Source organism: Novosphingobium sp. ERN07, assembly GCF_012641335.1.
GTDB lineage: Bacteria > Pseudomonadota > Alphaproteobacteria > Sphingomonadales > Sphingomonadaceae > Novosphingobium.
Genome location: NZ_JABAID010000003.1, coordinates 74275 through 100562, shown reverse-complemented (window position 1 = coordinate 100562; position 26288 = coordinate 74275). Strand labels below are relative to the sequence as shown.

Annotated in this window: 22 protein-coding genes; 10 read left to right on the top strand and 12 right to left on the bottom strand. The window is 63.1% G+C overall.

Annotated elements, in window-relative coordinates:
- The first annotated feature begins 1 nt into the window (after position 1).
- Both xylA and HGI47_RS05930 read left to right on the top strand, forming a co-directional pair.
- The gene (gene xylA, locus HGI47_RS05935) at positions 2–1309 is read left to right on the top strand and encodes a xylose isomerase (RefSeq protein WP_168851913.1); all 1308 of its coding nucleotides are present in this window, start codon (positions 2–4) and stop codon (positions 1307–1309) included.
- Positions 1310–1471: 162 nt separating this feature from the next.
- Entirely contained in the window at positions 1472–2545 is a 1074-nt protein-coding gene (locus HGI47_RS05930; RefSeq protein ID WP_168851912.1) for an AI-2E family transporter, read from the top strand.
- A 19-nt stretch (positions 2546–2564) separates the two neighbouring features.
- Here HGI47_RS05930 and HGI47_RS05925 read toward each other — a convergent pair whose 3' ends face one another.
- On the bottom strand, positions 2565–4013 hold the full coding sequence (locus tag HGI47_RS05925) for a sugar porter family MFS transporter (RefSeq protein WP_168851911.1): 1449 nt from the start codon (positions 4011–4013) through the stop codon (positions 2565–2567).
- 136 nt (positions 4014–4149) lie between these two features.
- Between HGI47_RS05925 and HGI47_RS05920 the strand changes: the two genes are divergently transcribed.
- The 3 genes from HGI47_RS05920 (at position 4150) to HGI47_RS05910 (ending at position 9332) form a co-directional block, all read left to right on the top strand.
- Positions 4150–5223 (top strand): LacI family DNA-binding transcriptional regulator, encoded by a 1074-nt coding sequence (locus HGI47_RS05920; RefSeq protein WP_168851910.1) that lies wholly within the window; start codon positions 4150–4152, stop codon positions 5221–5223.
- A 103-nt stretch (positions 5224–5326) separates the two neighbouring features.
- Positions 5327–7639, top strand: coding sequence for a TonB-dependent receptor (locus HGI47_RS05915; RefSeq protein ID WP_168851909.1), 2313 nt, complete (start codon positions 5327–5329; stop codon positions 7637–7639).
- Between the two features lie 34 nt (positions 7640–7673).
- Positions 7674–9332 carry an alkaline phosphatase gene (locus tag HGI47_RS05910; RefSeq protein WP_168851908.1) on the top strand — a complete coding sequence of 553 codons (1659 nt, stop codon included), beginning with the start codon at positions 7674–7676 and terminating at the stop codon, positions 9330–9332.
- Between the two features lie 4 nt (positions 9333–9336).
- Here the strand turns inward: HGI47_RS05910 and HGI47_RS05905 are convergent, their stop codons facing one another.
- Together HGI47_RS05905 and HGI47_RS05900 are read right to left on the bottom strand one after the other, a co-directional pair.
- Positions 9337–9708, bottom strand: coding sequence for a type II toxin-antitoxin system RelE/ParE family toxin (locus HGI47_RS05905; RefSeq protein WP_240950016.1), 372 nt, complete (start codon positions 9706–9708; stop codon positions 9337–9339).
- Complete coding sequence (locus HGI47_RS05900; RefSeq protein ID WP_168851907.1) at positions 9671–9949, bottom strand: type II toxin-antitoxin system Phd/YefM family antitoxin; 279 nt, start codon at positions 9947–9949, stop codon at positions 9671–9673. The genes HGI47_RS05905 and HGI47_RS05900 overlap by 38 nt, the downstream gene beginning before the upstream one ends.
- A 227-nt stretch (positions 9950–10176) precedes the next feature.
- Between HGI47_RS05900 and HGI47_RS05895 the strand changes: the two genes are divergently transcribed.
- The 3 genes from HGI47_RS05895 (at position 10177) to HGI47_RS05885 (ending at position 14097) form a co-directional block, all read left to right on the top strand.
- Entirely contained in the window at positions 10177–11379 is a 1203-nt protein-coding gene (locus tag HGI47_RS05895; RefSeq protein ID WP_168851906.1) for an AAA family ATPase, read from the top strand.
- Between the two features lie 65 nt (positions 11380–11444).
- Positions 11445–12533: a ParB/RepB/Spo0J family partition protein gene (locus HGI47_RS05890; protein ID WP_168851905.1), complete on the top strand. Its 1089-nt coding sequence runs from the start codon at positions 11445–11447 to the stop codon at positions 12531–12533.
- 265 nt (positions 12534–12798) lie between these two features.
- A complete protein-coding gene (locus tag HGI47_RS05885) occupies positions 12799–14097 on the top strand; it encodes a replication initiator protein A (protein WP_168852139.1) in 1299 nt (432 codons plus the stop codon).
- Positions 14098–14796: 699 nt separating this feature from the next.
- Here HGI47_RS05885 and HGI47_RS05880 read toward each other — a convergent pair.
- Positions 14797–15765: a hypothetical protein gene (locus tag HGI47_RS05880; protein WP_168851904.1), complete on the bottom strand. Its 969-nt coding sequence runs from the start codon at positions 15763–15765 to the stop codon at positions 14797–14799.
- Between the two features lie 165 nt (positions 15766–15930).
- On the opposite strand from HGI47_RS05880, the gene galE reads away from it, so the two are divergent.
- Positions 15931–16944: a UDP-glucose 4-epimerase GalE gene (gene galE / locus HGI47_RS05875; protein WP_168851903.1), complete on the top strand. Its 1014-nt coding sequence runs from the start codon at positions 15931–15933 to the stop codon at positions 16942–16944.
- A gap of 21 nt (positions 16945–16965) precedes the next feature.
- Here galE and HGI47_RS05870 read toward each other — a convergent pair whose 3' ends face one another.
- From HGI47_RS05870 to HGI47_RS05840, 7 genes are read right to left on the bottom strand one after another with little or no spacing between them, the layout of a single operon-like run.
- Positions 16966–17496, bottom strand: coding sequence for a VOC family protein (locus HGI47_RS05870; protein ID WP_168851902.1), 531 nt, complete (start codon positions 17494–17496; stop codon positions 16966–16968).
- Positions 17493–18932 carry a dihydrolipoamide acetyltransferase family protein gene (locus tag HGI47_RS05865; RefSeq protein ID WP_168851901.1) on the bottom strand — a complete coding sequence of 480 codons (1440 nt, stop codon included), beginning with the start codon at positions 18930–18932 and terminating at the stop codon, positions 17493–17495. Before HGI47_RS05865 ends, HGI47_RS05870 begins: the two co-directional genes overlap by 4 nt.
- A gap of 11 nt (positions 18933–18943) precedes the next feature.
- The gene (locus tag HGI47_RS05860) at positions 18944–19957 is read right to left on the bottom strand and encodes an alpha-ketoacid dehydrogenase subunit beta (RefSeq protein ID WP_168851900.1); all 1014 of its coding nucleotides are present in this window, start codon (positions 19955–19957) and stop codon (positions 18944–18946) included.
- Positions 19958–19974: 17 nt separating this feature from the next.
- The gene (locus HGI47_RS05855) at positions 19975–20949 is read right to left on the bottom strand and encodes a thiamine pyrophosphate-dependent dehydrogenase E1 component subunit alpha (protein WP_168851899.1); all 975 of its coding nucleotides are present in this window, start codon (positions 20947–20949) and stop codon (positions 19975–19977) included.
- A 12-nt stretch (positions 20950–20961) separates the two neighbouring features.
- Positions 20962–22176 carry an acyl-CoA dehydrogenase family protein gene (locus HGI47_RS05850; protein WP_168851898.1) on the bottom strand — a complete coding sequence of 405 codons (1215 nt, stop codon included), beginning with the start codon at positions 22174–22176 and terminating at the stop codon, positions 20962–20964.
- Positions 22177–22185: 9 nt separating this feature from the next.
- Positions 22186–23337: a thiolase family protein gene (locus HGI47_RS05845; protein ID WP_168851897.1), complete on the bottom strand. Its 1152-nt coding sequence runs from the start codon at positions 23335–23337 to the stop codon at positions 22186–22188.
- The gene (locus HGI47_RS05840) at positions 23334–23729 is read right to left on the bottom strand and encodes a Zn-ribbon domain-containing OB-fold protein (RefSeq protein WP_168851896.1); all 396 of its coding nucleotides are present in this window, start codon (positions 23727–23729) and stop codon (positions 23334–23336) included. Before HGI47_RS05840 ends, HGI47_RS05845 begins: the two co-directional genes overlap by 4 nt.
- Positions 23730–24010: 281 nt before the next feature.
- Here HGI47_RS05840 and HGI47_RS05835 point away from each other — a divergent pair, with 281 nt between their 5' ends.
- Positions 24011–25405, top strand: a complete 1395-nt coding sequence (locus HGI47_RS05835; RefSeq protein ID WP_240950015.1) for an MFS transporter — start codon at positions 24011–24013, stop codon at positions 25403–25405.
- Between the two features lie 520 nt (positions 25406–25925).
- On the opposite strand, the gene HGI47_RS05830 is transcribed toward HGI47_RS05835, so the two are convergent.
- A complete protein-coding gene (locus HGI47_RS05830) occupies positions 25926–26288 on the bottom strand; it encodes a hypothetical protein (protein WP_168851895.1) in 363 nt (120 codons plus the stop codon).

The following is a 26288-nucleotide window of genomic DNA, read 5'->3' as shown; positions in this document are numbered from 1 at the left end:
AATGTCCGCATCCTATTTCGACGCATTCGATACCGTCCGGTACGAAGGGCCTGAAAGCACCAGCGATCTTGCCTATCACTATTACGACAAGGACCGCATGGTCTTTGGCAAGCGCATGGAGGATTACCTGCGTTTTGCCGTGTGCATGTGGCACACCTTCTGCTGGCCCGGCAGCGACGTGTTCGGCGCTGGCACGTTTGATCGCCCCTGGCTGAACGGCCCGCAGGACGAAAACGCCGCCCGTGCCAAGCGCGAAGCCGCCCTCGCCTTCGCCGAAAAGCTCGACCTGCCGTTTTACTGCTTCCACGATGTCGATGTGATGGCGCCTGCTGAATCCATCGGCGATTTCCGCGCCAGTTTCGCCCGTGCGGTCGATCATCTTGAAGAACTGCAAGCCGCACATGGCCGCAAGCTGCTGTGGGGCACGGCCAACCTCTTCGGCCACCCGCGCTATCTGGCTGGCGCTGCCACCTCCCCCCGCCCCGAAGTCTACGCATGGGGCGCGTCGCAGGTGCGCGATGCGCTCGAAGCAACCCACCGTCTTGGCGGCGCGAACTATGTGCTGTGGGGCGGCCGTGAAGGCTATGACACGATCCTCAACACCGATCTGGCGGTTGAGCAGGAAAACTTCGGCCGCTTCCTGTCGCTCGTCGTCGAACACAAGCACAAGATCGGCTTTGCGGGCACGATCCTGATCGAACCCAAGCCGCACGAGCCGACCAAGCACCAGTACGATTTCGATACGCAGACCGTCTTCGGCTTCCTCAAGCGCTTCGGCCTTGAGAACGAGGTCAAGGTCAATATCGAAGCCAACCACGCCACGCTTTCGGGCCACACTTTCGAACACGAAATCGCAATGGCGCGCGCGCTGGGCATCTTCGGATCAATCGACGCCAATCGTGGCGATCCGCAGAATGGCTGGGACACCGACCAGTTCCCCAACTCGGTCGAGGAACTGACGCTGGCCTGCATCGAGATCGAACGCGCGGGCGGCTTTACCGACGGCGGCTTCAACTTCGATGCCAAGGTGCGCCGCCAGTCGGTTGACGCAGCAGACCTGTTCCACGGCCACATCGGCGGCGTTGACGTGATCGCCAAGGCGCTGCTCCGCGCCGAAGCCATCATCAACGATGGCCGCATCGATGCCTTCCGCGCCGAACGCTATGCCGGGTGGCAGGGCGAACTGGGCCAGACCATCGCCAAGTCCAGCCTTGCCGAAATCGCAGACCTCGCCGTGGCGCAAGACCTGCGCCCTGCCCCGGTTTCGGGCCGTCAGGAATGGCTGGAAAACATGATGAACCGCTTCTGATCTCGTTGGGGGCGGTCCTCCCCGCCCCCTCCCCTGCACCCGCCGGAAACCACACCCCCCGGCAAGCGTTTGGCATCAACGCATCACAGGTCGCCCCACCCCTCGCTTGCAAGCAGGGGCGCGAACCGCCATCTGTGATGCGCGTCTTGCGAAGGGGGAATGATGATAGAGCGAAGCAAGGTCGAGCGCGGGGGCTTTATCCTCATGCTCGTGCTGGTGACGGTAGCGCTGGTCCTCGTCGTCGCCAACTTCCTCACCGCGCTGCTCTGGGCGGCGCTGGCCGCGCTGATGTTCGATTGGCTGAACCAGCGCCTGCTGGAGCGCTGGCCCGGACGGCGCAGCCTTGCCGCTGGCATGACGCTGCTGATCATCACCTTTGCGGTGATCCTGCCTGCCATGCTGATCGGCACGATGGTGGTGGAACAGGCCGCGGGCGTGTTTACCCAGATCCAGTCAGGCCAGATCAACTTCGCGCTCTATTTCCAGCAGGTCCACGATGCCCTGCCTTCCCGCGTGCAGGACATGCTCGGCAATGCGGGGTTCGGCACGTTCGAACTGGCGCAGAACCGCATTGCAGAATCGCTCAGCAGCAGCGCCAGCATAATCACGCAGCGCGCGCTGACCATCGGCGCGAATGCCGCCGCTTTCGTGCTGGCTTTCGGCGTCGGGCTTTATGTCACGTTCTTCCTGCTTAAGGACGGCCACGTCCTTGGCCCCACCATCGTCCGCGCGCTGCCGCTGGAACACAGCGTGGCGACCCGCATGGTGGACCGGTTCGTCGCCGCCGTGCGCGCCACTTTGAAAGGCTCGGTCGTCGTCGCGCTGGTGCAAGGCATGCTCGGCGCGATCACCTTTGCCATCGTCGGCCTGCCCGCAGCATTGCTGTGGGGCGCGATCATGGCGATTGCCGCGCTGCTCCCGGCCATCGGCCCCGCCATTGTCTGGGGACCGGTGGCCATCTACCTCTTTGCCACCGGCGCGATCTGGCAGGGCGCCGTAGTGGTGGGATCGGGCGTTGTGGTGATCGGCCTTGCCGACAACATTCTGCGCCCGGCTCTTGTGGGCCGCGATACGGGCATTCCCGATTGGCTGGTGCTGGTCACCACGCTGGGCGGGATCGAACTGCTTGGCCTCAGCGGCATCGTGGTCGGCCCGGTGGTCGGCGCGCTGTTCATCACCGCGTGGCAGATCCTGACCGAACAGCGACTGGTGCCAAACGCGCCCGACGCGGGGTGACCAAAAGGGGCGGCTTAGATCAATGCCCGCCCCAGCCCTCCATCTGCTCCAGTTCCTTGCCGCGCGTTTCGGGCAGGAACGCCTTGACCAGCCAGAAGCTGATGAACGCGCTGCCGGTATAGAGTACATACGTTTCCGCCAGCCCCAGACCGCTGGCCATCGCGGGGAAGCTTTGCACCACGGCATAGTTCGCGCCCCACTGCGCCAGCCCGCACACCGCCAGCGCCGATCCGCGTAACTGGTTGGGGAACATCTCGCCCAGCATGACCCACATCACCGGGCCCCAGCTCATGTTGAAGAAGATCACATAGATATTGGCCGCGATCACCGCGATAAAGCCAAGCTGCTGATCCATCTGCAGCGCGCCCGCTGCATCCAGCGTCCCTTGGGAAAAGGCCCAGCTCATCGCCCCCAACGCCAGCGTCATCCCCGCAGACCCGATCAGCAGCAGCGGCTTGCGGCCCACCTTGTCCACCAGCGCCATCGTGACAAAGCACGCCGCGATGGACACCAGCCCGGAAATGATATTGCGCTCAAGCGCCGCCTTTTCTGAAACGCCCGCCAGCTTCCACAACGTTTCGCCGTAATAGAAGATCACGTTGATCCCCACGAACTGCTGGAACAACGCGATAATCAGCCCGGCCCACACAATCGGGCGCAGCACCGTGCCCGGTGCCAGCACATCGGCCAGACGCGGGCGGTGATCGGTGGCAAAGGACGCGCGGATTTCGGCCACCTTGCGCGCGGCCTCAGCTTCACCGAACAGCCGCGTCAGCACAGCCTGCGCTTCATCCTCACGCCCACTACTGACAAGATAACGCGGGCTTTCAGGAATGAACTGCAAAGCCACAAGGAACACCACCGCAGGCACCGCCTGTGCCAGATACATCCAGCGCCACGCCGGGAACCCGGCAATCGTGCCCAGCGAATCCCCCGCCTGCTGCGCCAGCACATAGTTGACGACGAAAGCCAGCGTCAGCCCGGTGATGATCATCACCTGCTGCACGCTGGTCAATCGCCCGCGAATGGCCGCAGGTGCCACTTCCGAGATATAGGCAGGCGAAAGCACGCTTGCCGCGCCTACGGCTATCCCGCCCAGAAAGCGGAACACCACGAACAGCGTGTGATTGCCGGTCAGCCCCTGCACCAGCGCTCCCACCAGAAACAGCAGTGCCGCCAGCATCATGATCCGCTTGCGCCCGAACCGGTCTGCCAGCCTTCCGGCAAGGAAGGCGCCAGCCGCACAGCCCGCCAAGAGCGAGCCAACCGTAAAGCCCAGCCCGTTGTCATCCAGCGCGAATGCGGCCTTCAGCCCAGCCTGCGTGCCGTTCACCGCGCCGCTGTCATACCCGAACAGCAGGCCGCCAATCGTCGCCACCGCCACGATTGCGCCCACCAGCGCCATGTTCACCCGGTCCTGCTGGGTGCCTGCCATATGCCTCTCCCGATTTTTTTGCCCGTCATGCATAGCCGCAGCCACGGCGCGCCGTCGATCACTTTGCACCCTTGTGTATAGCTATTTCCTGTTTGCGCGATATCGCTACCATGATCCGCACACGCGCCAGAACTTGCCAATCCGGTCCCCTTTGATCAAAGGCCTTGCCATGAACGAAACCCGATCCCGGCGGCGGCAGTCTGGCCGTCCCACGGTCAACGATGTGGCCCGGCTCGCCGGTTGTTCCCCGATGACCGTCAGCCGCGTGATCAATGGCGGTGAAACGGTGCGTGAAGAAACGCGCCTCGCGGTCGAAGCCGCCATCCGCCAGCTCGATTACGCGCCCAACCGCGCCGCGCGCAGCCTTGCCGGCGCGGTTGGGCTTCGCATCGCCCTGCTCTATGCCAACCCGTCTGCCGCCTATCTCAGCGAATTGCTGATCGGCTGTATGGATGCGGCCAGCAGGCTTGATGCGCATCTGGTGGTCGAACGCTGCGAACCAGCAGGCGATGTCGCCAAAGTGATCGCGCGCCTTGCCGCCAGCGCCATCGATGGTTTCCTGCTCCCCCCACCCCTGTGCGAAGATGCCGCCCTGCTCGCCCGCATTGCCGAAGCGCGCCTTCCCGCCATGCTGATCGGCCCCGGCAAGGCCCTGCCCGGCCAAGCGGCGGTGATGATCGACGATACCCGCGCAGCGCAGGACATGACCCGCCATCTCATCGCGCTGGGCCATCGGCGCGTGGGCTTCATCATCGGCAACCCGGCCCAATCGGCCAGCGCCCTGCGCCTTGCCGGTTTCCGCGATGCGATGGCGCAAGCGGGCCTTGCGGTGGACGAAGCGCTGATCGTGCAAGGCCAGTTCACCTACCGCTCCGGCCTTGATGCCGCCGCGCAGATGCTGGCCCTGCCCCAGCCGCCTACCGCCATCTTCGCCGCGAACGACGATATGGCCGCAGGCTGCGTCGCCGCCGCGCACCGCTGCGGGATCGATGTGCCGCGCGATCTGACCGTCTGTGGTTTTGACGATACGGCGCTCGCATCCACCATCTGGCCCGAATTGACCACGATCCGCCAGCCCATTCGCCAGATGGCCGAAGTGGCGCTCGATCAACTGGTGCAAGGCATCCGCAACGTGCGCAATGGCAGCGCCCCCGCCTTTGGCCCCCGCCCCGCCCACGTCACACTGGATTACACGCTGGTCCAGCGTGAATCCGACGCAGCGCCCTGTTCTAAACTTCGCTGAAGGCAAATTTCAAACACACAACCCACCCAAAAAGGATGTGATCTCCGTCACGTAGCCGAAACATTGGCAACCTATCCGCCACCCATCACAACAGGTGGGTGAAATGAAAAAGACCTTTCTCTTCGGTTCCGCGCTAACAACCTCGCTGATCTTCTCAGCCAATGCTTTCGCGCAGGAAGCAATACCTGCCGCAGCAGAAGAACAGAACGTAGATACTATTGTCGTTACGGCGCAGAAGTTCGAACAGAAACTGGTGGATGTTCCCATCACCATTTCCGCCGTTACGGGTGATCGCATCCGCGAACTGGGCGTGTCCGACCTTGACGAACTGTCCGCCTACGTCCCCGGCCTGAACATTCAGGAACAGAGCGCCAACAACCCCGGCGTGGTAATCCGTGGCATCACGTCGGATTCCGGCTCGGCCCAGCAGGGGCCCCGCGTCACGCTCTATTACAACGGCGTGGACATCTCGCGCTCGCGCGGGTCGTATCAGGCGATCTACGATCTTGAACGGGTCGAGGTGATCAAGGGGCCGCAGGCCACGCTGTTCGGCACCGCCTCTGCCGTCGGCGCAATCAGCATGGTGTCAAAGCGCCCCGAACCCGGCGTTTCGGCAATGGTGACCGGCGGTATCGGCAACTACAACCAGACCTTGCTCGGCGGCTTCCTCAATTCGGGCGACGAAAAGATCGCCGCGCGCATCGCTTTCGAATGGCGCACCCGCGATGGCTATGTTGAAAATCTGGCCGCGTCGCAGGACGAAGAGCTTTACGCGCAGGACCAGCTCGGCCTGCGCCTTTCCGTGCGGTGGAAGCCTTCGGACCGCGTAACAGTTGACCTGATCGGCACGTATGATCGCCAGCGCAATGGCGGCACGCCGTTCGTTTCGGGCACCTATGCCACTGCCAACGGCCCCGCCAACCCGTTCGGGGATGCCAATCTTGGCGGCTCGCCGCTTTCGGCCACGGCGCTCGGCAATTCGCAACTCGGCCTCAATCGCGATGTCTATGACGCGAACCTGACCATCACGGCAGAGCTATCCGACGCGATCACCTTCACCACCGTCAACGGCTATCGCGATTTCGATAGCCGCGAGGTATTCGATGCCGATGGCAGCGCGGCCTGGTATCTCGAATTTGCCGAAAACGCCAAGGGCTGGCAGGCCAGCCACGAAGGCCGCTTCAGCTTCCAGTCCAGCAATATCCGCGCCTCGGCAGGCTGGAACGTGTTCAAGGAAGACAGCACGCAGGCCGTGCCTTTCAGTTCCGAAGAAGGCATTTTCCTGCAATGCGCGGCCAATGTGATCCCCGGCATCGGCTGCATCAACACGGCAGGCATCGTCACCGCCGCGCAGGCCACCGCGCTGGCCACCGGCGGCCGCTTCACGCAGATCCCCTATTCGTCGGAATTCATCAACGGCGGCAAGAACACCGCCTATTCGGTCTTCGCCGATGCCACGTGGATGCCGTCCCCGGCGCTCGAAGTGACCGCAGGCGCGCGCTATGTGTGGGAAGAGCGTACTTCTACCTATTTCGCCCGCGTCCCGCGCCCGGTCCTGAACCCCACCGCCACCTCGCTCGTCCCCGGACAGGTCGATACCGACGGCCAGACCTTCCGCGCCAGCGGCACGTCCCACGCCTTTCTGCCCCGCTTCAACGTGCTCTACCGCCTGTCGGACCGCACCAACGTCTTCGCCACGATTTCCAAGGGCCGCCGCTCACCCGTGGTCCAGCTTTCGGCCGCGCGCGTTTCCGGCGTTCCGCAGCCCAACCGGCAGGACGTGCCGGAAGAAACCGTGTGGAACTATGAAGTGGGCCTCAAGGGTGCCGCAGGCCCCGTCTCCGGCTCGATCGGCGTCTATTACCAGAAGTACGATGGCTTTCAGGTCAGCGTGCAGCAAAGCAATGGCACCACCGTAACGCAAAGCGCGGGCACGGCCAGCAACCTTGGCGTGGAAGCCGAAGTGGCGATCAAGGCTGCGGACTGGCTGCAAGTCTTTGGCAACGTGGGCTATATCGACGGCGGAATTGACAAGGACAACACGTTCGCCCCCGCCTTCTCCGGTGCGCGCTTCCGCCTTCAGCCCGAATGGCAGGCTGCAGGCGGTTTCACGATCAACGCTCCGGTAACCGATGGCGTCCGCTTCTTCGTCACACCCAGCGTAACCTATCGCAGCAAGATCTTCTTCGAACTGCCCAACCGCGATCTTCTGAGCCAGGGGCCGGTCACGCTCGTCAACGTGCGCGGCGGTGTGTCGTTTGCCGATGGCCGCTATGAAATCTCGGCCTTCATGCGCAATGCGACCGACAAGGACTACCTGCTCGATGCCGGCAACACCGGCGGCGCGTTCGGCATCCCCACCTTCATCCCTGCCGAACCGCGCATGTTCGGCGCTGCGCTGACCGCGCGCTTCTGATAGCCTGTCCTGAAAACCCAAGGATGCCAGACCGATGACCCTTTCGATCAATCGCCGCAACCTGCTCGCCGCGTTCGGTTCGGGCGCAGGCATCGGTCTGGCTCCTGCGGCCATCGCTGCCCCTTCCCTGAACGCCGCCAGCTTCCGCCACGGCGTGGCCAGTGGCGACCCGGCAGCGGATGGCGCGGTGATCTGGACCCGCGCCTCTGTGGCCGAAGGTGCCAGCGGCGATGTTCCGCTGACATGGCATGTCGCCGCCAGCGAAAGTGCCAAGCCTTTAAAATCCGGCAAGATCGTCGCCACCGCAGCCGCCGATCACACCGCCAAGGTCGAAGTCTCCGGCCTCTCCCCCGCCACCGAATACTGGTACTGGTTCAGCACCACCGATGGCACCGCCAGCCCCAAGGGCCGCTTCCGCACGCTACCGGTGGGCAAGGTTGACAGGATCGTCATCGCGCTCGCCTCGTGCCAGCTTTACTCCGGCGGCTTCTTCAACGCCTATGGAGATATGGCCACGCAGGACCGGCTCGACGCCGTGCTGCATCTGGGCGACTATATCTACGAATATGGCGCGGATGGCTATGGCGCTGACGTCGGCGGCAAAATCGGCCGCCTGCCCGATCCCGCGCACGAAATCGTCACGCTGGACGATTACCGCCGCCGCCATGCGCAGGTAAAGGCCGATCCGCAGATGCAGGCCGCCCATGCCCGCGCTGCTTTCATCTGCGTGTGGGACGATCACGAAACCGCCAACGACGCCTGGATTGGCGGCGCGGAAAACCACGATCCCGCCAAGGAAGGCGATTGGCGCGCGCGCAAGGCCGCTGCGCTTCAGGCCTATTTCGAATGGATGCCGATCCGCAGCCCCAAGCAGGGCAACGATCCCGCCGCCATCTATCGCAGCTTCGAATTTGGCGATTTGGCCACGCTGGCAATGGTCGAAACCCGCCTCCTCGCCCGCTCCGAACAGATCGCCAGCAAAGGCGCGGCCCCCGATACCGCGCAAGTGCAGGCCATGCTCGCCGCACGGCAGGACGCATCACGCGAGCTGCTCGGCGCGGCACAGATGCAGTGGCTCGAAAGCACCTTTGCTGCTTCGGTCAAGGCGGGCAAGCCGTGGCAGTTGCTCGGCAATCAGGTCGTCATGGCGCGCGTGCCGGGGCCGGATCTGCGCGCCGCGCTGGGCGATGAAAAGTTCGAAGCCCTGCTCGGCAAAATGCCCGAAGCCTATCGCGGCCTCATCGCCGCTTCGCAGGCTGCGTTCAAGGCGGGCCTGCCGTTCAATCTCGATGCGTGGGACGGTTACCCCCCTGCCCGCGAACGGCTTTACGCCATGCTGCGCAGCATCGGCGCAAACCCCCTCGCCTTTGCCGGAGACAGCCACGCCGCATGGGCCAACGACCTGCACGATGATAGCGGCGCGCGCATCGGCAGCGAATTTGGCGCAACCGCCATCACCAGCCCCTCCTACGGCTCGCTCCTGCCCGGCCTTGGCAAAATCCTTGCCGCGCAAAGCCCCGAAGTCGCCTTCTGCGATCAGGACGCCAAGGGCTACACGATGGTCACGATCACGCCCGATGCCGCCGTGGCCGATTTCGTCACCGTCTCAACCGTTTACGCGCCGCAATTCACGCGCGGCGTGGCAGCACGGTATGAAGCGCGCAAGGGCGCAGCGCTGAAGGCTTTGGGCTGAGTTTTCAGGTGCGGCCGAAAAGGCGGCGTTGTAACAGCGTTACAAAATCGCGCCGCCCATCGGCCACCATCGCTACTGTTGCGACCTCTTCGTCCAGAAAATACACTATCCGATATAGTGGATGGGACAGTTGGCGCAGGCCTGCGTTCCCGAAATCAGCCATTTCGGAAAGCCTTGGCCCGCGCTCAGGAAAGTCGGCCAAGCCGTCTATCGTCGAAAGTATTTCTGCAAGATGAGCGCGCGCACCATCCCAGCCTTCCGGCCCGCGCTGCGCCAGTCGCCGTTCAAATATCTGTCTGAGATCAAGGCGGGCCTGCTCAGTATACTCAACCCTCAGCTTAGGCATCAGTGGGCCGCTCGCCGGTGATCCGGTCAAGCATACCCTCAGACGGGTAAACCCTGCCCGCCGCCATATCTTCCTTGGCAAGCGCAAGCAGTTTCAACAGCGCCAGCGTTTCCTGCGTCTGGTAATAGTCCGCAGCATCTTGCAGCACGGCCTTGGCTTCACCGTTCTGGGTGATGATCAGCGGCGGCGCGCCTTCGTTCAATTCGCGGATCACTTCGGCGCTATTCGCCTTTACGTAGCTGATCGGCTTGATGCGGCTTTCAAGACCCACCTTGTCCTCCAACGAAAATCAGACCGAATATAGTCCGAATACGCACTCTCGCCAAGCCTGTGCCTCGCGATGATTCGGCGGGTATCGCACCATACTGACCACAATATGTGGATTTCTGAACCTTGAGTGCCACAATATGCAGCATCCCGCACCCAAACGCGCTCCCGATTGCGCGTTTGAAGGAAATACGCTATTTGTTCTGCAGAATACCTTCAAAAAGGCGCGCGATGTCTGATCCGAATTCAATTGTCAGCCAAATCGGCGATCTTGCCTCAGCGGGCGAGAAGATGATCGAGCGGCTTCGGCGCAAGGCCTTTCTGCCAGACAGTCGCAAGGGACTCAATGTCCGCATTGGCATTGCCGAAGCGGCGCAACTGCTCGGCTGCTCCACCAACCGCATCCGCATGGCCGAAGACGATGGCCGCCTGCCTCCTCCCCCATCGGGCGAAAACGGGCGGCGGCTCGGCTATTCGATGGAAGAACTGCTCCACATGCGCGAAGTGCTGGGCGCCTCCCCTGCCCGCGCGCCGATGGACGTGCCCGCGATCATCGCGGTGCAGAACTTCAAAGGCGGCGTGGGCAAGTCCACCGTCACCACCCACCTCGCCCACTATTTCGCGGTGCAGGGCTATCGCGTGCTGGTGGTGGACTGCGACAGTCAGGCGACAACCACCACGCTGTTCGGCTTCAACCCGCATTTCAACATCACGCGCGATGAAACGCTCTACCCCTATCTCTCCATCGACCCGACGCAGACCGATCTGCTCTATGCGGTCAAGCGCACGCCTTGGCCCAATGTCGATCTCATCCCGTCGAACCTTGAACTGTTCGATGTGGAGTACGAACTGGCCGCATCGGGCGCCGATGGCCAATCGGTCCTCGCCGCCCGTTTCCGCAAGCTCAAGGCCGGGCTGATGGACATGGCGCGCGATTATGACGTGGTGATCCTCGATCCGCCGCCCGCACTGGGCACGATTTCGCTCGCGGTGATGCAGGCCGCCAATGCGCTGCTGGTGCCGCTGGCCGCCACCACGCCCGATTTCTGCTCCACGGTGCAGTTCCTGTCGATGATGGATCAGGTGATCGCGCAATTGATCGAAGCGGGCATCGCGGTGGATTATTCCTTCGTCCGGCTGATCTGCTCCAAATTCGATGGCGGCGATCCCAGCCACGAAATGGTGCGCACGATCATGGAGCAGACATTCGGGCCTGCCCTGCTCCCCGTCCCCATCCTCGAAAGTGCAGAGATCAGCCATGCCGCGCTGCGCATGATGACGGTCTATGAACTGGAAAAGGCTATCGGCACCCCGCGCACGCACAAGCGCTGCCGCGCCAACCTCGATGAAGCGATGGGCCAGATCGAACAGCTCGTGCGCGCAGGCTGGGGCCGCGTTGCTCCGGCGCGTGAGGAGGATGTGATCCATGCCTGATCCCGCCTCTTTCCTACAACACAATGTTCACTTTATGTTCTGCGCCTATGCAAGTGAGGTGACTTATGGCGCGTAAGCAATCGGACTATCTCGCCGCCCTGTTGGCGGACGAGGAAGCCACTGAAACACAAGCAGAAACTTTGGCGCAACCCGTAACCGAATCGCCTGCCGAAATCGAAGCCCCCTCCCCCGCCCCGGCGCGCGCAGAACGGCTGCGCGGCACGACTCTGCTGGGTCGCGAAAGCGCTTTGGCACGGGTAGCGAGCGGCGAAGTGCGGCAGGTTACGCAGCTTCTGCTCGATCCGGCGCGGGTGCGGGTGTGGAAAGGCAATGCCCGGTCCTACGAACACCTTTCCGAAGAATCCTGCCGCGAACTGATCGATTCCCTGATTGCCGAAGGCGGGCAAAAGGTGCCTGCGGTGGTGCGCCGGATCGATGGTGATCCTGACCATGACTATGAAGTCATCGCCGGCACCCGGCGGCACTGGTCGGTGTCGTGGCTGCGCGCCAATTCCTATCCGCAAATGCAGTTCGTGGCCCAAGTCGCCCAGTTGGACGACGAGGCCGCGTTCCGCCTTGCCGATCTGGAGAACCGCGCACGCAAGGACGTGTCGGACCTTGAACGCGCGCGCAATTATGCCGCCGCCTTGCACGATCACTATGGCAGCCACCTGACGCGCATGGCCGAACGGCTAAAGCTGTCAAAGGGCTGGCTGTCCAAGATGCTCAAAGTGGCGAGCCTGCCCGATCAGGTGCTGGCGGCTTTCGCCAGCCCGGCCGATGTTCAGTTGAAGCCCGCCTATCCGCTGGCGCAGGCGCTCGATGATCGCAGCGCCGCCCCCGCTATCCTTCGCGAAGCCAAAGCGCTGGCCAAAGTTCAGGACGAGCGCCGCCGCATGGGCGATGCGGCGATCCCGGCCAATGAAGTCATCGCCCGCCTTCTTGCCGCGCGGACAACCGACACCGAGCGCAGCGGTCCGGTGACCTACAACAGCGATTTTGATCGCCCTGCCCTCACCCTGCAATCGGTCAACCGGCAGGGTGTGACGCTTCGCCTGCATTCGGGATCGGGCATGAGCCTTGAGGAACTAGTTGAACTAGCGCGTTGCGTGCTGGTCGATCTGGAAATCGAAGGCCGGGGCCTGCACCGCTGATGGATCAAAGCGCAGCATTTGTGTTTCGAGCGAAGGGTGTTTCCCCGGGGAAACACGGATGGCGCGCAGCGAAGCCACCCTATGACGCGGGAGGGTCCGGCACGTGTTTCCCCGGGGAAACATTGTCCTCCTCGTCGAACCGCACTGAACTCCGCTACGCTTCGTTTAACTTCGTTGAATTCGCCTTCGGCTCGTTTCCCCGGGGAAACATCGCATGAACCGCCCCCGCCCTGCCCCATCTGCACGTCCCGCCTCTGCCCGGCCGATGGCATCCGGCGGCGAACAGTTCGAAATGTTCCTGCCCTATGTGGCGGACATGCCCTTACGCGATCAGCGCGAGATGATGGAGCGGCCCTTCTTCAGTCTGGCCAAATCGAAGCGCGTCAAACCCATCGACTACACCAGCCCTGACGGCAAGTTGTGGGTCCACGTCTCGGCCAGCCCGGACTATGGCATGGCCACGATCTGGGATGCGGATATCCTGATCTATTGCGCCAGCGTACTGGCCGATATGGGCAGACGCGGCGTAAACGACGTGCCGCGCAAGCTGCACCTGATGCCCTATGATCTGCTGCGCGCCATCGGCAGGCCCACGACAGGCCGCGCCTATGAACTTCTTGGCCAGGCATTGGATCGCCTAGTCGCTACGACAATCAAAACCAATATCCGCGCGGAGAACCGGCGCGAGGCAACGTTCTCGTGGCTCGATGGCTGGACCCAACTGGTCGACGAAAAGACCGAGCGTTCGCGCGGGATGACCATCGAACTATCGAACTGGTTCTGGGAAGGCGTGATGATGCAGGGCGGCGTCCTGTCCATCGACCGCGCCTATTTTGACATTACCGGCGGGCGCGAACGCTGGCTATACAAGGTCGCGCGCAAACACGCCGGCGGGGCAGGGGAAGGGGGCTTTGCCATCTCCATGCCCGTCCTGTTCGAGAAATCGGGCGCGGAAGGCGAATATCGCCGGTTCAAGTTCGAAATCCTGAAGCTTGCCGAAAAGGACGCGCTGCCGGGCTATGGCCTGTCGGTGGAAGTGGCCAAAGGCGGCGAACCCATGCTGCGGATGCGCCGGATTGACGGCAAGGACGGAGCGGAAGGCATCGTTCGACTGGCTCAGGATGAGCGGGGCAGGGTAGAGACAGCAGTAAGCGCTGTCCCCCAACCTACGAATGTTTCCCCGGGGAAACGGAGCGAAGCAAAGTTCAACGAAGTTAAACGGAGCGAAGCGAAGTTCAAGGCCGCAACCGAGGGAGCCGCGACTATTCGGGAAGTCGGGCCATCGGGCGGCTTCGGCACGCAAGCGGAAGTGATCGACGCCAGTGCGCTGATCCGCCGCGCAGTTGCCGGCTTAAGCGACAGCGCCACGCGCGGTTTCATGGCGGATGACACGATTGAGCATTTGCGCGAAACCTGCCCCGGCTGGGATTTGCACGCGCTGCACGCTGAATTCGAACGCTGGGTCAACGCCGATCCTGCGCGCCTTCCCGCCAACTGGCAGAAAGCCTTCATCGGCTTTGTGAAGCGCCATCACGAAAAGAACGGGCACACCCTGCGCCGCTGAGTGTTGGGGGAGCGTCGCAACCTGGAAGGCAGACGGATATCGCCCCCTGCTGACCTCGGCGCTCATTTTTCTCAACATCTCTATAATGTCACCGTCACCGTGAACCTGCTTCAGGGTGACGGCTATCTGTCATCGGCAGCGCGGCCATCCTCCAGCACGATAGTTCACAAGCCCACCCCGCTGCGACCAACTTCGCTATCGCTTGGTATGTCTCGCTCCCCTCCAGCAGGCGGGTGAGGGTGGACTTGTGATGCTCCGCGTTCGCAAAATGTCGTGCCCCCGCGCTCCTGCCGTTCCCGAAGTGTCGGGCGTGGAAAGTGCAGTGTGCAGCGCCGAATTCGTCGCTGGCGCTTCTCCACAGAATTTGAACCTCAAATCCAACATGCATGACGAAAGTGATTCAATATCCACAGGGCGCCGCGAACCCAGCGCCGTCCATCGATACATCGGGAACGCACATTTGTAGGGCTTCGACCCATCAGGAACGCTTCTCCGACCCTTCGGGAACGCATGGTCGAACTTTCAGGAACGGAGGTTCGACATTCCGGGAACGCGCCATGCTCTACGACTCAGTGAAATATGGCGAGTCGCGCTTAGTGCCGGAACGTCTAACTTTTCTAACTAGCCTTAAAGGCTTTCTAACCCGCCAGCGAAGCTTCGCCTGATTATGGAAAAGGGGAGAAGGGGAAGCGGTGCTGATCACACATCGATGGTGTATCGGCGGAAGGCATTGCCATGGGTAATCTCGCGCAGGAGCCGCAGTTCGCACGCTTGAGCAAGAAGCTTCGTCGTGGCCTGCCGCGAAAGCTGGAGCGATTGCGCGGCGCGGGCAGCGGTGAGCGATGGGCCGGCGCCTGCCAGCAGGCATAGCGCGCGCAAGTGCGATGAACTCCGCCGCCCGGCGCAGGCTGTATCAAGACGTTCGAGCCAAATCCGCAGGGCCCGGTCCAGCTTGACCACGGTTTGCGCGCCTGCAGCCAGCCCGTCGAGCCATGCGGCCCGGCAGCGGGCATCGCGAGCCGTTTCGGTCAGTTCATCGAAATCGTCGTCCGAATTGCCGCGCACCAGCGCGCGCCACGGCATATTGCGGGATTTGAGGCCGATGGCGGTGATGCCACCTGCAGATAACGCGGCGTTGTTCAGCGCGTGGCGTTCGGCCAGCGTCATGGCGATCGAGGCGTTGCCTTGGGTGAGGGGGGCAGTGCGGGTGAAATCTGCGGCGATGTCTGCCGCTGCGATCAGGCGGGGCAGGTGCGATGTTTGCCGGGCGCGGCGCTCCCACCCGCCAAGATGCTCTGTGCTGGCCACCAGAGAGCGTGTGCGCCAGATTTGGGCCACCGGATCATCAAGGTCCGCTGCATTGATCCAGCGCGCCACGGCGGCGGCGGTGAGGGCTGTGGGCGAGGGGAGGGGGCGGTCGAACACACGGATGAAGGCGAAAGGCCAGCGCCGCCATGCGCGGGGGGAATAGCCATAGTCCACGGCGAGCTGATCGGGGATCAGCACTTCGCCTTCAAGCCACGCCAGCGCCTCACGCTCGGCCGCGCGGACATGGGCGAGCAGGACGGCGGGTTCGGGGAAGAGGGCAAGGCGTTCTGCCGCGCGGGCAAAGTCTGCCTGTGCCTGTGCGTAGGCTTCGATCAGGGGCTTTGGCAGAGAGATATTCATAAGCGTGGCAAAACAAGTGCCTTACCATGCTATTGTCAACCTAAATCGCCGTTAGGTTGCGTTGGTCGGAGGGTGAATTAATCGGTTGTGCAATCGTTTCAACTCGCGCGTGGTGGTGCAAGCGGGTATGGCGAGGATGAAGCAAGCAATGCGGTGACACAAGCGATGAACATTCTTCTGACGGGCGGCGCGGGATATATCGGGAGCCACGCCGCCGTGGCGCTGATCGAGGCGGGGCATGGTGTGGTCTGCTTCGACAACTTCGCCAACAGCAAGCCCGATGTGGCGGTACAGGTGGAGCAGATCGCCGGGGCCGCGCCGGTGATGGTGGAAGGCGACATTCGCGACCGTGCCGCGCTGGACCGGGTGTTTGCCGATCATGCCATCGATGCGGTGATCCACTTTGCGGGCCTCAAGGCCGTGGGCGAGTCCGTGGCGCTGCCGCTGGATTATTACGAAAGCAACGTGTGGGGCACGGCGTGCCTGTTGCAGGCGATGAAGCAGGCGGGCGTGCGCAAGCTGGTGTTTTCATCGAGCGCCACCGTTTATGGCGCGCCGCAATACCTGCCGCTGGACGAGGCGCACCCGCGCTCTGCCACAAATCCCTATGGCCGGACCAAGCTGATCGTCGAGCATATGCTGGAGGATCTGGCGGCGTCTGATCCCGATTGGCGGATCGCGATCCTGCGCTATTTCAATCCGGTGGGCGCCCATGCCAGCGGTCTGATCGGGGAAGACCCGAACGGGTTGCCCAACAATCTGATGCCCTTTGTGACGCGGGTGGCTTCGGGGCGGTTGCCGCAGCTTTCGGTGTTTGGTGATGATTACGAAACGGCCGATGGCACAGGCGTGCGCGATTATATCCATGTGGTCGATCTGGCGCAGGGGCACCTGGCCGCGCTCGACCGGATCGGGGCGGACGAGCGGGCGCTTTCGGTGTGGAACCTTGGCACGGGCAATGGGCATTCGGTGCTGGATCTGGTGCGCACCTTCGAGGCGGTGAACGGGGTAGCAGTGCCGTACAAGATCGCGCCGCGTCGCCCGGGCGATGTGGCATCGTGCTATGCCGGGCCGGAGCTGGCGCGGGCGGAGCTGGGCTGGGAAGCGCAGCGCGATCTGGCCGAGATGTGCAGTTCGGCCTGGGCGTTCGAGAAGCTGGTGGCCATACGCAACGGGTGAGGGGAGGGCGCCGGGGGCGCCCTATCCCAGTTTGCGCAGCGGCTCCGAACCGTCCCAGTCCTTTCCGGCGTCCTTGATCATTTGGAAGATGGCATCGGCGCCGGTCATGTTCTGCAGCAGTTCGATCACGTGACCGGGGCCTTGGCCCGCATCGACGTAGATCACTTCGCCGTCCGCGCCCACAGTGCCTTCGACAAGGATTTCCGCGCCTGCTTCGGCGCAGGCTGCACGCGCCTCAGCGATGGAATCGACGAAGATGCAGATGTGGTGCAGGCGGTCTTTCACCGCATATTCGCCGGTGTAGATCGATGGTTCGGCGTTTTCCGCGCGGATCAGTTCGATCTGCACGTCGCCCCAGTAGGCGATGGCGATGGAGAAGACCGCAGCCGTCGGCACGCCTTTGTATTTGCAATCGCCGAGGGCCACGTTCTCCATCAGGTAGAACGGGCCAACGCCCATCGTTTCGGTCCAGTAGCGGACTGCGGCATCGAAATCTGAGGGCAGGTAGGCAAGCTGGCCTACGGGGCCGAGTTCAGTGATCCTGCGGGTCATGCGAACAGGCCCTCCGGCGCTTCGAGCAGGCCTTTGAGGGTTTGCAGGAACTGCGCGCCCAATGCGCCGTCGATGGCGCGGTGATCGACCGACATGGTGAGCTGGATGCGGCTTTCGAAGGCGATGTCGCCACCCTCGGCTTCCACGGCCACGCGGTTTACGCCGCCCACGGCAAGGATCGCGCCTTGCGGCGGGTTGATGATCGCATCGAAGTTCTCGATGCCGAACATGCCGAGGTTGGAAACGGAGAAGGTGCCGCCGTCCATGTCCTCATACCCCAGCTTACCAGCCTGCGCCTTGTCGATCAGCGCGCGGGTGGTGGCGGCGATCTGGGCGATGTGCATCCGGTCTGCCTGCCGCACGATGGGGGTGACAAGGCCCTTGGGGCTGGCCACCGCAATCGCCACGTCGGCATGGGGGAAGCTGTGGACACTATCGCCGTGGACCTGCACGTTGACGTCAGGATGTTTCACCAGTGTCAGCGCCACGGCCTTCACGATGTAGTCGTTGATCGAAGCCTTGGTGCCCAGCACGAGGTTTGCCGTCTTGCGCAGGGCCATCAGGTCATCGACTGCCGCCGAAACGCGCAAGTAGAAGTGCGGGATGGTCTGTTTTGCTTCGGTCAGGCGCTTTGCCACGACCTTGCGCACCTTGTCGAAAGGCTGGACCGTGGGCTGGTTGGCCACCAGTTCGAACGGTGCGCCGAACACGGGCGTGGCGGCTGTGGTCGGCTTGACCAGCGCCAGCACGTCGGCCTTCGAGATGCGACCGCGCGCGCCGGTGCCCTTGATCGCACCCAGCGCGATGCCGTGCTGCGCAGCGATCCGGCGGGCGAGGGGGGAGGCGAAGGCTTGCGCCGTGTCTTCCACCAGTTGCGCGCTGCCCTTGAACGATTGCGCACGTTCGGGGCGCAGGGCCTGCACCACATCCTGATAGGTAATGCGACCGTTGCGGCCCGACCCTGCGATGGGTTCGATGTCTACGCCTTCGGCCTCGGCCAGCTTCAGCGCTTCCGGGCTGATCGCGCGGTTGGTGACGATCTTGGTCGGCGTGCGGGCAGGGGCCGCAGCGGCGGGCGCTGCTGCCGGAGCCGGGGCAGGGGCGGAACCGCCGCCGCCCTTGGCCGCCACCGATGTTTCAGCGGGCTTGAAGCCTGCGATGAATTCATCGACTTCGGCATCGGTCGTATCGGCATCGGCAAAGACGCCCAGCAGCGCGCCCACAGGATGGGCTTCATCGCTGGCAGGGGTTAGCAGGCGCTTCAGGACCGCATCGTATTCCGCTTCGACCTCGTTGGTGATCTTGGCGGTTTCGATCAGGCACAGCACTTGCCCCTTGGTGAAGGCATCGCCTTCGTTGACCATCCATTCAGCGATGGTGCCCTCGGTCATTTCGATGCCCCACTTGGGCATACAGAACGGGCGGATATTGGCCATTTCGCGCCTCCTCAGCGGTAGCTCAGAACCTTGCGCACCGCCGCTTCGATCTTGTCGACCGAGGGGAGGTAGGCAGATTCCAGCTCACGCGCGAACGGGATGGGGGTGTGCGGCGGGTTGACCGACAGCGGCGGCGCCTTGAGGCTGGCAAAGGCCTTTTCGGCCACAAGCGCGCAGATATCGGCACCAAGGCTGCAGCGTGGCGGGGCTTCGTCCACCACGATCAGGCGGCCCGTCACTTCCACGGAATCGAGGATCGCTTCTTCGTCCAGCGGGCTGGTGGTGCGAAGGTCGATCACGTCGCAACCGATGCCTTCGGCAGCCAGCTTGTCGGCCACGGCTTCACAAAAGCCCAGCAGCAGGCCGGTGGACACGATGGTCACGTCTTGCCCTGCGCGCGAAAGGCGGGCGTGGCCGAAGGGGATCATGTAGTCCGGGTCATCGGGCACTTCGCCGCTGACGCCATAAAGCGCCTTGTGTTCAAGGAAGATCACCGGATCATCATCACGGATCGCGGTGCGCAGCAGGCCCTTCACGTCAGCCGGCGTGGTGGGCATGACCACCTTGAGGCCGGGCATCCCGGTGAGGATCTGGTGGACGGCCTGGCTGTGCTGCGCCGCCGCGTTATAGCCCGCGCCATAGGCCATGCGGATGACCGCAGGGCACTTGGTCTTGCCGCCGAACATGTAGCGGAACTTGGCCAACTGGTTCCATATCTGATCAAGCGACACGCCGATGAAATCGGCAAACATCAGTTCGGCAATCGGCCGCTTGCCCGAAAGCGCAAGGCCCGCTGCCGCGCCCATGATGGCGCTTTCCGAAATCGGCGTGTCGATCATGCGGTCTGCGCCGAATTTGCCGAACAGGCCGGTGGAGGTGGACCAGATCCCGCCGATGGCCTCAGGCCCGCCGGGGGTGCCCATGCCGCCCACGATATCTTCGCCCAAGCATACGACGTTTTCGTCGCGGGCCATTTCTTCTGCGATCGTCGAGACGACGGCATCGCGATACATCATCTTTGCCATTGGTTCGCTCCCCCGTCTCAGTACGAAATATAAACGTCGGTCAGGACGTCTTCGGCGGTGGGACGGTCGGCAGCCTTGGCCTGACGAACCGATTCTTCGATGGCTTCGAGCACTTCGGCATCCAGCGCATCAAGGTCTTCGTGCGCCAGCAGCTTCGCCGCGGTCACGCTTTCGCGGAACTTCTTCAGGCAATCGCGTTCCGCGCGGATACGGTCGAGTTCGCCGGGGCCGCGATAGCGCTGCGGATCGCCTTCGAAGTGGCCGAAAAAGCGTTCTGTATCAAATTCCACCGCCGCCGGGCCGTTGCCGGGCACGCGGACATATTCCAGCACTTCGCGCATGGTTTCGAACACGCTGAAGAAATCGGTGCCGTCCCCGCGCCACACTTTCATCCCAAACGCTTCGGCGCGGCTGGCGATGTCCTTGTTGGTGCCGACCGCATATTCGAACCCGGTGTGTTCGGAATAGTGGTTGTTTTCAAACACGAAAATCGTGGCGGCCTTGGTCACCACGGCCATGTTCATCGCTTCGAACGTGGTGCCCTGGTTGCACGCGCCGTCGCCCGAAAACGTGATGGCCACATGGCCCTTGCCATCGATCTTGCACGAAATGCCCGCGCCCACCGCAATCGGCGCGCCTGCGCCGACGATGCCGTTGGCGCCTAACATGCCCTTGTCCACATCGGCAATGTGCATCGAACCGCCCTTGCCCTTGCACAAGCCTTCGCGGCTGCCCCAGATTTCCTTCATCATGCCGTTCACATCGCAGCCCTTGGCAAGGCAGTGGCCGTGGCCGCGATGGGTGGAGACGATCTTGTCTTCGACCGAAAGATGTTCGCACACGCCCACCGCCACGGCTTCCTGCCCGCAGTAAAGATGCGTGAACCCGGCGATTTCACCGGTCTGGATATCGACGTGCAGGCGTTCCTCGAATTCGCGGATCACCTTCATCTGGCGATAGGCGCGCAGTAGCGCCTCGCGGCTCAGTTGCATCCTTCTTTCCCTTTATAGACCGAGCACAGTGCGGGCGATGATGCCGTACTGCACTTCGTTGGTTCCGCCGAAAATGGTCCATGCACGGCTGTTGAGATAGCGTGCCGAGGCGACTTGCGCAGCCTTCGAATGAATGGCTTGCGGCGCATTGCTGCCATAGAATGGCCGCGCGAAATCAAGCTGCAGGCCCGCCGCACCATAAAGATCGACGGCCAGCAGATCGACATCCTGCCGCAGGTTCGATGCCAGCAGCTTGCATAGCGAAGTCTGCGGACCCGGCGGGCGGCCCTTGGCCACTTCCGACAGGATTTTCAGCTCGATCATCTCAAGGCTCTGGATGCCGAGGCGGACCTTGGCGACGCGGCGCTTCCAGTCCGTATCGTCGGCCAGCTTGCCGCCGCGCCCATCGCCTTCGTCGGCGGCGGCGCTTTCGATCTGGGTCAGGTCGTATTCCAGCTTGGGCGAATGGCACGATCCGCCGCGTTCGTTTTCCAGCAGGAACTTGGCCAGCTTCCAGCCATCGCCCTCTTCGGCAATGCGATCTTCGACCGGCACGATCACGTCTTCAAGGAAGACCTGATTGACCTCGTGATCGCCCGCCAGCGTCAGCAGCGGCGAAACGGTGACGCCGGGCTGGTTCATGTCGACCAGCAGGAACGAGATGCCGGCCTGCTTTTTCCCTTCGGGGTTGGTGCGGACCAGCGCGAACATCTTGTTCGCCCAGTGCGCGTGCGTGGTCCAGATCTTCGATCCGTTCAGCACATAATGCGTGCCATCGGCAGAGAGCACCGCGCGGCATTGCAGGCTGGCAAGGTCCGATCCGCTGCCGGGTTCGGAAAAGCCCTGGCACCAGTAATCCTCACCCGAAAGGATGCGGGGCAGATACTTGGCCTTCTGTTCGGGCGTGCCGAAGGTGTAGATTACCGGGGCCACGAGTTTGAGGCCCAGCACGGTAAGGTTCGGCGCGCCTGCCAGCGCGCATTCCTTTTCAAAGATATAGCGCTGCGTCGGCGTCCAGCCCGTGCCGCCCACATCCTTGGGCCACTGGTATCCCAGCCAGCCTTTTTCGTTGAGGACCGCGTTCCAGCGCTGGCCAATGTCCGGCTCGACAAAGACGGTGGGCGAAGAGGCCGCGCCGTCCTTTACCTCGGCCGGGAGGTTCGCGGCCAGAAAAGCGCGCACTTCATCGCGAAAGGCCAGTTCTTCGGGAGAGAGATCAATATCCATAAGCCTTTGTCAGCGTTCGAGAATGGTTACGGCAGAGACGCCCGGTGCGCCATAGACGTGGCTGTAGGCGGTCTTGGGATTGCCCTGCACCTGACGGCCACCGCCATCGCCGCGCAACTGGACGACGTTTTCATAGACCTGTCGCAGGCCCGATGCGCCGATGGGTTCGCCGCAGGCAAGGCAGCCGCCATCGGTGTTGACCGGCAACGCGCCGCCGAGTTCAGTGCGGCCTTGCGCCAGCCAGGCTTCCTGATCGCCATCCTTGCAGAAACCGTTTTCGGCCATGTGCATGATTTCAGCGCCGCATTCGGTATCCTGCAACTGCGCCAGCGCGATATCCTCCGGCCCGATCCCGGCCATGCGGAAAGCATCGGCGCTGGCAATGCGCGTGGCCGTGGCGGTGCCGCCGCCGATGTCGATCGAGGGGGCGAAAACCTCGAAGCTCTTGGGCGGGCGCGTGCGCATGGTTGCGGCTTTCAGCCGGACCAGCGGCTTGCCCAGTTCGCGCGCCTTCTTCTCGCTGGCAAGGATCAGCGCCACGCCGCCTTCGGCAGGCGAACAAAACATGTATTTGGTATAGGGGTCCGAAACCAGCGGTGCTTCGAGGATGGTTTCCATATCCACCGGCTCGCGCCGCCATGCGTGGGGGGCGTGGACGGCGTTGCGGAAGGCCTTGTTGGCCACGCGCGCCAGCGTGGTCTGGCTGATACCGTGTTCGTGCATGTAACGCATGATCTTGGCCGCAAAGAATTGCGTGGTGATCATGTAGCCTGCGTCGCCATACCAGTCGGGCAGGTTGTATTCGCTCGGCAGAGCGTTGAACGCGCCGCGCGGATGCTTGTCGAAGCCCACGGCAAGGCCGATGTCGAACTCGCCGCTCTTGATCGCCATCTGCGCGGAAAACAGGGCCGATCCGCCCGCCGCGCAGCCATTGCGCACGTTGATGAATTGCACGCCGGTAAGGCCCAGACGGTCCACCATCGTATCGGGATTCCCTGCGGAATCCGACGATCCATAGGCGAACTGCACGTCCGGCCAATCAATCCCGGCATCGGCCAGCGCCTGCCGCACGGCGAAGACGCCCTGTTCAAGGCCGGAAAGCCCATCGGTGCGGCCAAAGGGGTGGATGCCCACGCCAACGATGCAAACGTCGCCGCTCATGCTGCTGCTCCAGTCGGACGGAAGGCGGGGATAAGCACGGGATCGGCAGCTTCGGGATCAAGCGGGATCATCGTCAGTTCCAGCGGCATTCCGATGCGGATGTCTTCGAACGCCACATCGGTCAGCCGCGATTCCACGATCACTTCACCGGGCAGTTCGACATAGGCGACGGCCCACGGACGGAACGCTTCCGGCCCGGCATAGGGCGGGGATTTGGGGCGATAGCGCTGAATTGTGTAGGACCACAGCGTACCAGTGCGCGAAAGGGCAACGGGTTCGTACCGTTCACCGGGGGGGCAGGGGAATACCACGCGCCCGCTCTCGCGCTCACGCCCGCCGATCAGGCTGGGCGGCGTGTCTTCGGTAACAAGCCCTTCGGCAATAACGCGCATTTCTCTCCCGATCCGTCCGATTCCGGTTTTTGCCACTAGACGCGCGGGAAAGCGGTTTGCCGACTCTGCAAAACGCTAGGGTTGTCCCTTTTGCCAGTGTGGAGAATTGTGGTGGGGCGGGAGCGTGCGCCCCTCCGGTCGTTTCCGGCTGGCGGATACTCGGCGCTCGACCCGCGCCGGTTGCGCGGTAGCGGGCATTGTGGTTGGCTTGCGGCAGGGCGCGGCCTTGCGCAGAATGACAAGCTGCACGAAGCAGCCACAGACGGGGCGAAATTCAGGCGATGACAGCACATTCCATGTCGGTTGGCGCGCAGGCCGATACTTCGGCGCACGATGGCCGGATCGCCACGTCCGTCCTTGCCCGCTATGGCATCGGCCAACTGGGCGCGCAGGTGTTTCGCGATACGCCTGCCGTGCTGTTGCCGCTGTTCATGACGACGATGCTGGGCGTCGAGGCATGGCTGGCGGGGCTGGTGGTGCTGGTGCCCAAGCTGTGGCTGATCGTGTGCGATCCGCTGGTGGGTGCATGGTCTGACCGGGCGCGGGGCCGGTTTGGCCGCACGCCGTTTCTGGTGGCGGGCGCGGTGTTGACCGGGCTGGGCTTCTTGGCTCTGTTCACCTTGACCAAAAGTGGCAGTCCGCTGCTGTCAGCGGCGATCACTTGCGCGCTGTTCTTTCTGGCGTCCACCGCGTTTTCAATGTTCTCGGTGCCCTATCTCGCCATTGCCGCCGCGCTTTCGCACGATGCGCACGAACGGACGCGGATCATGGTGTTCCGCATGGTCTTTTCGACGCTGGGCGTGCTGGTGGGCGTGGGCGTGGCGCAGCCGCTGGTCTATGGGCTGGGCGGCGGTGATTTCGGCTGGACGGTGATGGCGGTGGTGCTGGGGCTTGCCTCGATGGCCACGATGCTGGTGACGGCACTTGGCCTGATGCGCGTGCCGATGATCGTGGACCAGACCGCGCCCGGCACCTTGCGCAGCCAGCTTGGCGCGATTGCGGGCAACCGGCCCTATCTCGTGCTGCTGACCACCTGCCTTGTGCAGAACGTGGGGCAGGCGGCAGGCTATACCGTGATCGGCTTCATCTACCTTTACGCGCTGCAAGCGGTGTGGATCGTGCCCGCGTTCATCCTGATCATGTCGATCTGCGGCATCGTCGCCCAACCGATGTGGCTGCGTCTTTCGCGCACATGGGGCAAGGAGCGCGCCTATGTCGTCGCCTCGCTCGGCTGGGCGGCGGTCACGGCAACGTGGTATTTCATCCACCCCGCCGATGACGTGCTGGTCACGCTTCCCGGCCTTGGCGCGCTGGGCACGCAGCATGTGCTGGTGCTGGTGCGCGGCGGGATCATCGGCGTGGTCAATTCCGCTTTCGTCATGCTGTCGCTGTCTATGCTGACCGACACCATCGATTATCAGCGCCGCCACAAGGGCGTGGCCAACGAAGGCGTGTTCGCAGGCCTGTTCTCCGCGTTCGAGAAACTGTCCTTCGCGCTTGGCCCCGTGCTGGCGGGACTGGTGATGAGCGCGTTCGGCTTCGTATCGTCAACCGGTGGCGCGGTGGCGCAAACGCCGCAGGCGATCCACGGCATAGTCCTGCTCTACAGCCTGATCCCGGTGGGAACGCAGTTGGTCAGCCTGCTGATCTTCTCACGCTATCGGCTGGATCGATAGGGGTAAACGAAGGGCGATTACATCGTTTGCGAACAGGCAGCTTCGCGACTTGCTTTATTCGTCTCCCCGGACTTGTTCCGGGGTCCATCTTGCGACCGAACCCGCAGCTTGAGCACTTTCCGACCAATCTGGCTCATCGTGATTGGCGCAGGAAGCTTCTCGGCAAGGAGCCTTGTGCAGGGCGGGCTGGTTGCCCGTCCAAGCAAGGCGACGCTGTCCGAGGGGCTTCCTGCGACAACCCCTTCGGGGCGGGCCCCTTTTGGCCGATTGCTGCGTCTCTCGTCGGTCACTATGCATGAGCATGGCTCGCTCCTCGATCCTTGCACTCGGCCAAAATCGGCTCCGTCACGGTGAGCCAGATTGGTCGGAAAGTGCTCTTGCGGAGGAGAAATGGACCCCGGCCTGCGCCGGGGTGACGAGAATTTGAGGCGATTTGCAAGGTCAATCATCCTCAAACAACAAAGGGTGCGCCGCATGGGGTCGCGGTGCACCCTTTTTGTGCCGGGAAGGCAGAGCAGGTTTACTGCTGCGCGATCTCGTGGATCGTTGCCTTGAAAGCGTCGTCCGTCTGAGCCTGTGCGGCTTCGTCGGCGTCCTTCAACTGCACGTGGAACAGGCGGGTCATGAAGTCTTGCCGCGCTGCTTCGCGGGCCTCCAGCGCGTCCTGATCCAGTTCGAGCTTCTCGATCCCGGCGGCCAGATCAAGGCCGCCGGCCTTGGCCACGCGCTCTGCTGAATCGAGCCGGTCGCGCAGGACGGATACTTCGCTGGCCAGCACCATGATCATCGACATGGCCGCATCCATGCCCGGCGTTTCGTAGAACTGCGGACGCTTGCCCTTGGCATAACGGATAACGTGCGGGCGGTTTTCAGCTTCGGTCAT

Coding starts and splice junctions, on each gene's coding strand:
- HGI47_RS05885 (WP_168852139.1), top strand. CDS start 12,799: ATGGCATCCGGCGGCGAACAGTTCGAAATGTTCCTGCCCTATGTGGCG.
- HGI47_RS05915 (WP_168851909.1), top strand. CDS start 5,327: ATGAAAAAGACCTTTCTCTTCGGTTCCGCGCTAACAACCTCGCTGATC.
- HGI47_RS05870 (WP_168851902.1), bottom strand. CDS start 17,496: ATGACCCGCAGGATCACTGAACTCGGCCCCGTAGGCCAGCTTGCCTAC.
- HGI47_RS05920 (WP_168851910.1), top strand. CDS start 4,150: ATGAACGAAACCCGATCCCGGCGGCGGCAGTCTGGCCGTCCCACGGTC.
- xylA (WP_168851913.1), top strand. CDS start 2: ATGTCCGCATCCTATTTCGACGCATTCGATACCGTCCGGTACGAAGGG.
- HGI47_RS05830 (WP_168851895.1), bottom strand. CDS start 26,288: ATGACCGAAGCTGAAAACCGCCCGCACGTTATCCGTTATGCCAAGGGC.
- HGI47_RS05850 (WP_168851898.1), bottom strand. CDS start 22,176: ATGGATATTGATCTCTCTCCCGAAGAACTGGCCTTTCGCGATGAAGTG.
- HGI47_RS05840 (WP_168851896.1), bottom strand. CDS start 23,729: ATGCGCGTTATTGCCGAAGGGCTTGTTACCGAAGACACGCCGCCCAGC.
- HGI47_RS05890 (WP_168851905.1), top strand. CDS start 11,445: ATGGCGCGTAAGCAATCGGACTATCTCGCCGCCCTGTTGGCGGACGAG.
- HGI47_RS05930 (WP_168851912.1), top strand. CDS start 1,472: ATGATAGAGCGAAGCAAGGTCGAGCGCGGGGGCTTTATCCTCATGCTC.
- HGI47_RS05925 (WP_168851911.1), bottom strand. CDS start 4,013: ATGCATGACGGGCAAAAAAATCGGGAGAGGCATATGGCAGGCACCCAG.
- HGI47_RS05910 (WP_168851908.1), top strand. CDS start 7,674: ATGACCCTTTCGATCAATCGCCGCAACCTGCTCGCCGCGTTCGGTTCG.
- HGI47_RS05845 (WP_168851897.1), bottom strand. CDS start 23,337: ATGAGCGGCGACGTTTGCATCGTTGGCGTGGGCATCCACCCCTTTGGC.
- HGI47_RS05880 (WP_168851904.1), bottom strand. CDS start 15,765: ATGAATATCTCTCTGCCAAAGCCCCTGATCGAAGCCTACGCACAGGCA.
- HGI47_RS05835 (WP_240950015.1), top strand. CDS start 24,011: ATGACAGCACATTCCATGTCGGTTGGCGCGCAGGCCGATACTTCGGCG.
- HGI47_RS05895 (WP_168851906.1), top strand. CDS start 10,177: ATGTCTGATCCGAATTCAATTGTCAGCCAAATCGGCGATCTTGCCTCA.
- HGI47_RS05860 (WP_168851900.1), bottom strand. CDS start 19,957: ATGGCAAAGATGATGTATCGCGATGCCGTCGTCTCGACGATCGCAGAA.
- HGI47_RS05855 (WP_168851899.1), bottom strand. CDS start 20,949: ATGCAACTGAGCCGCGAGGCGCTACTGCGCGCCTATCGCCAGATGAAG.
- galE (WP_168851903.1), top strand. CDS start 15,931: ATGAACATTCTTCTGACGGGCGGCGCGGGATATATCGGGAGCCACGCC.
- HGI47_RS05865 (WP_168851901.1), bottom strand. CDS start 18,932: ATGGCCAATATCCGCCCGTTCTGTATGCCCAAGTGGGGCATCGAAATG.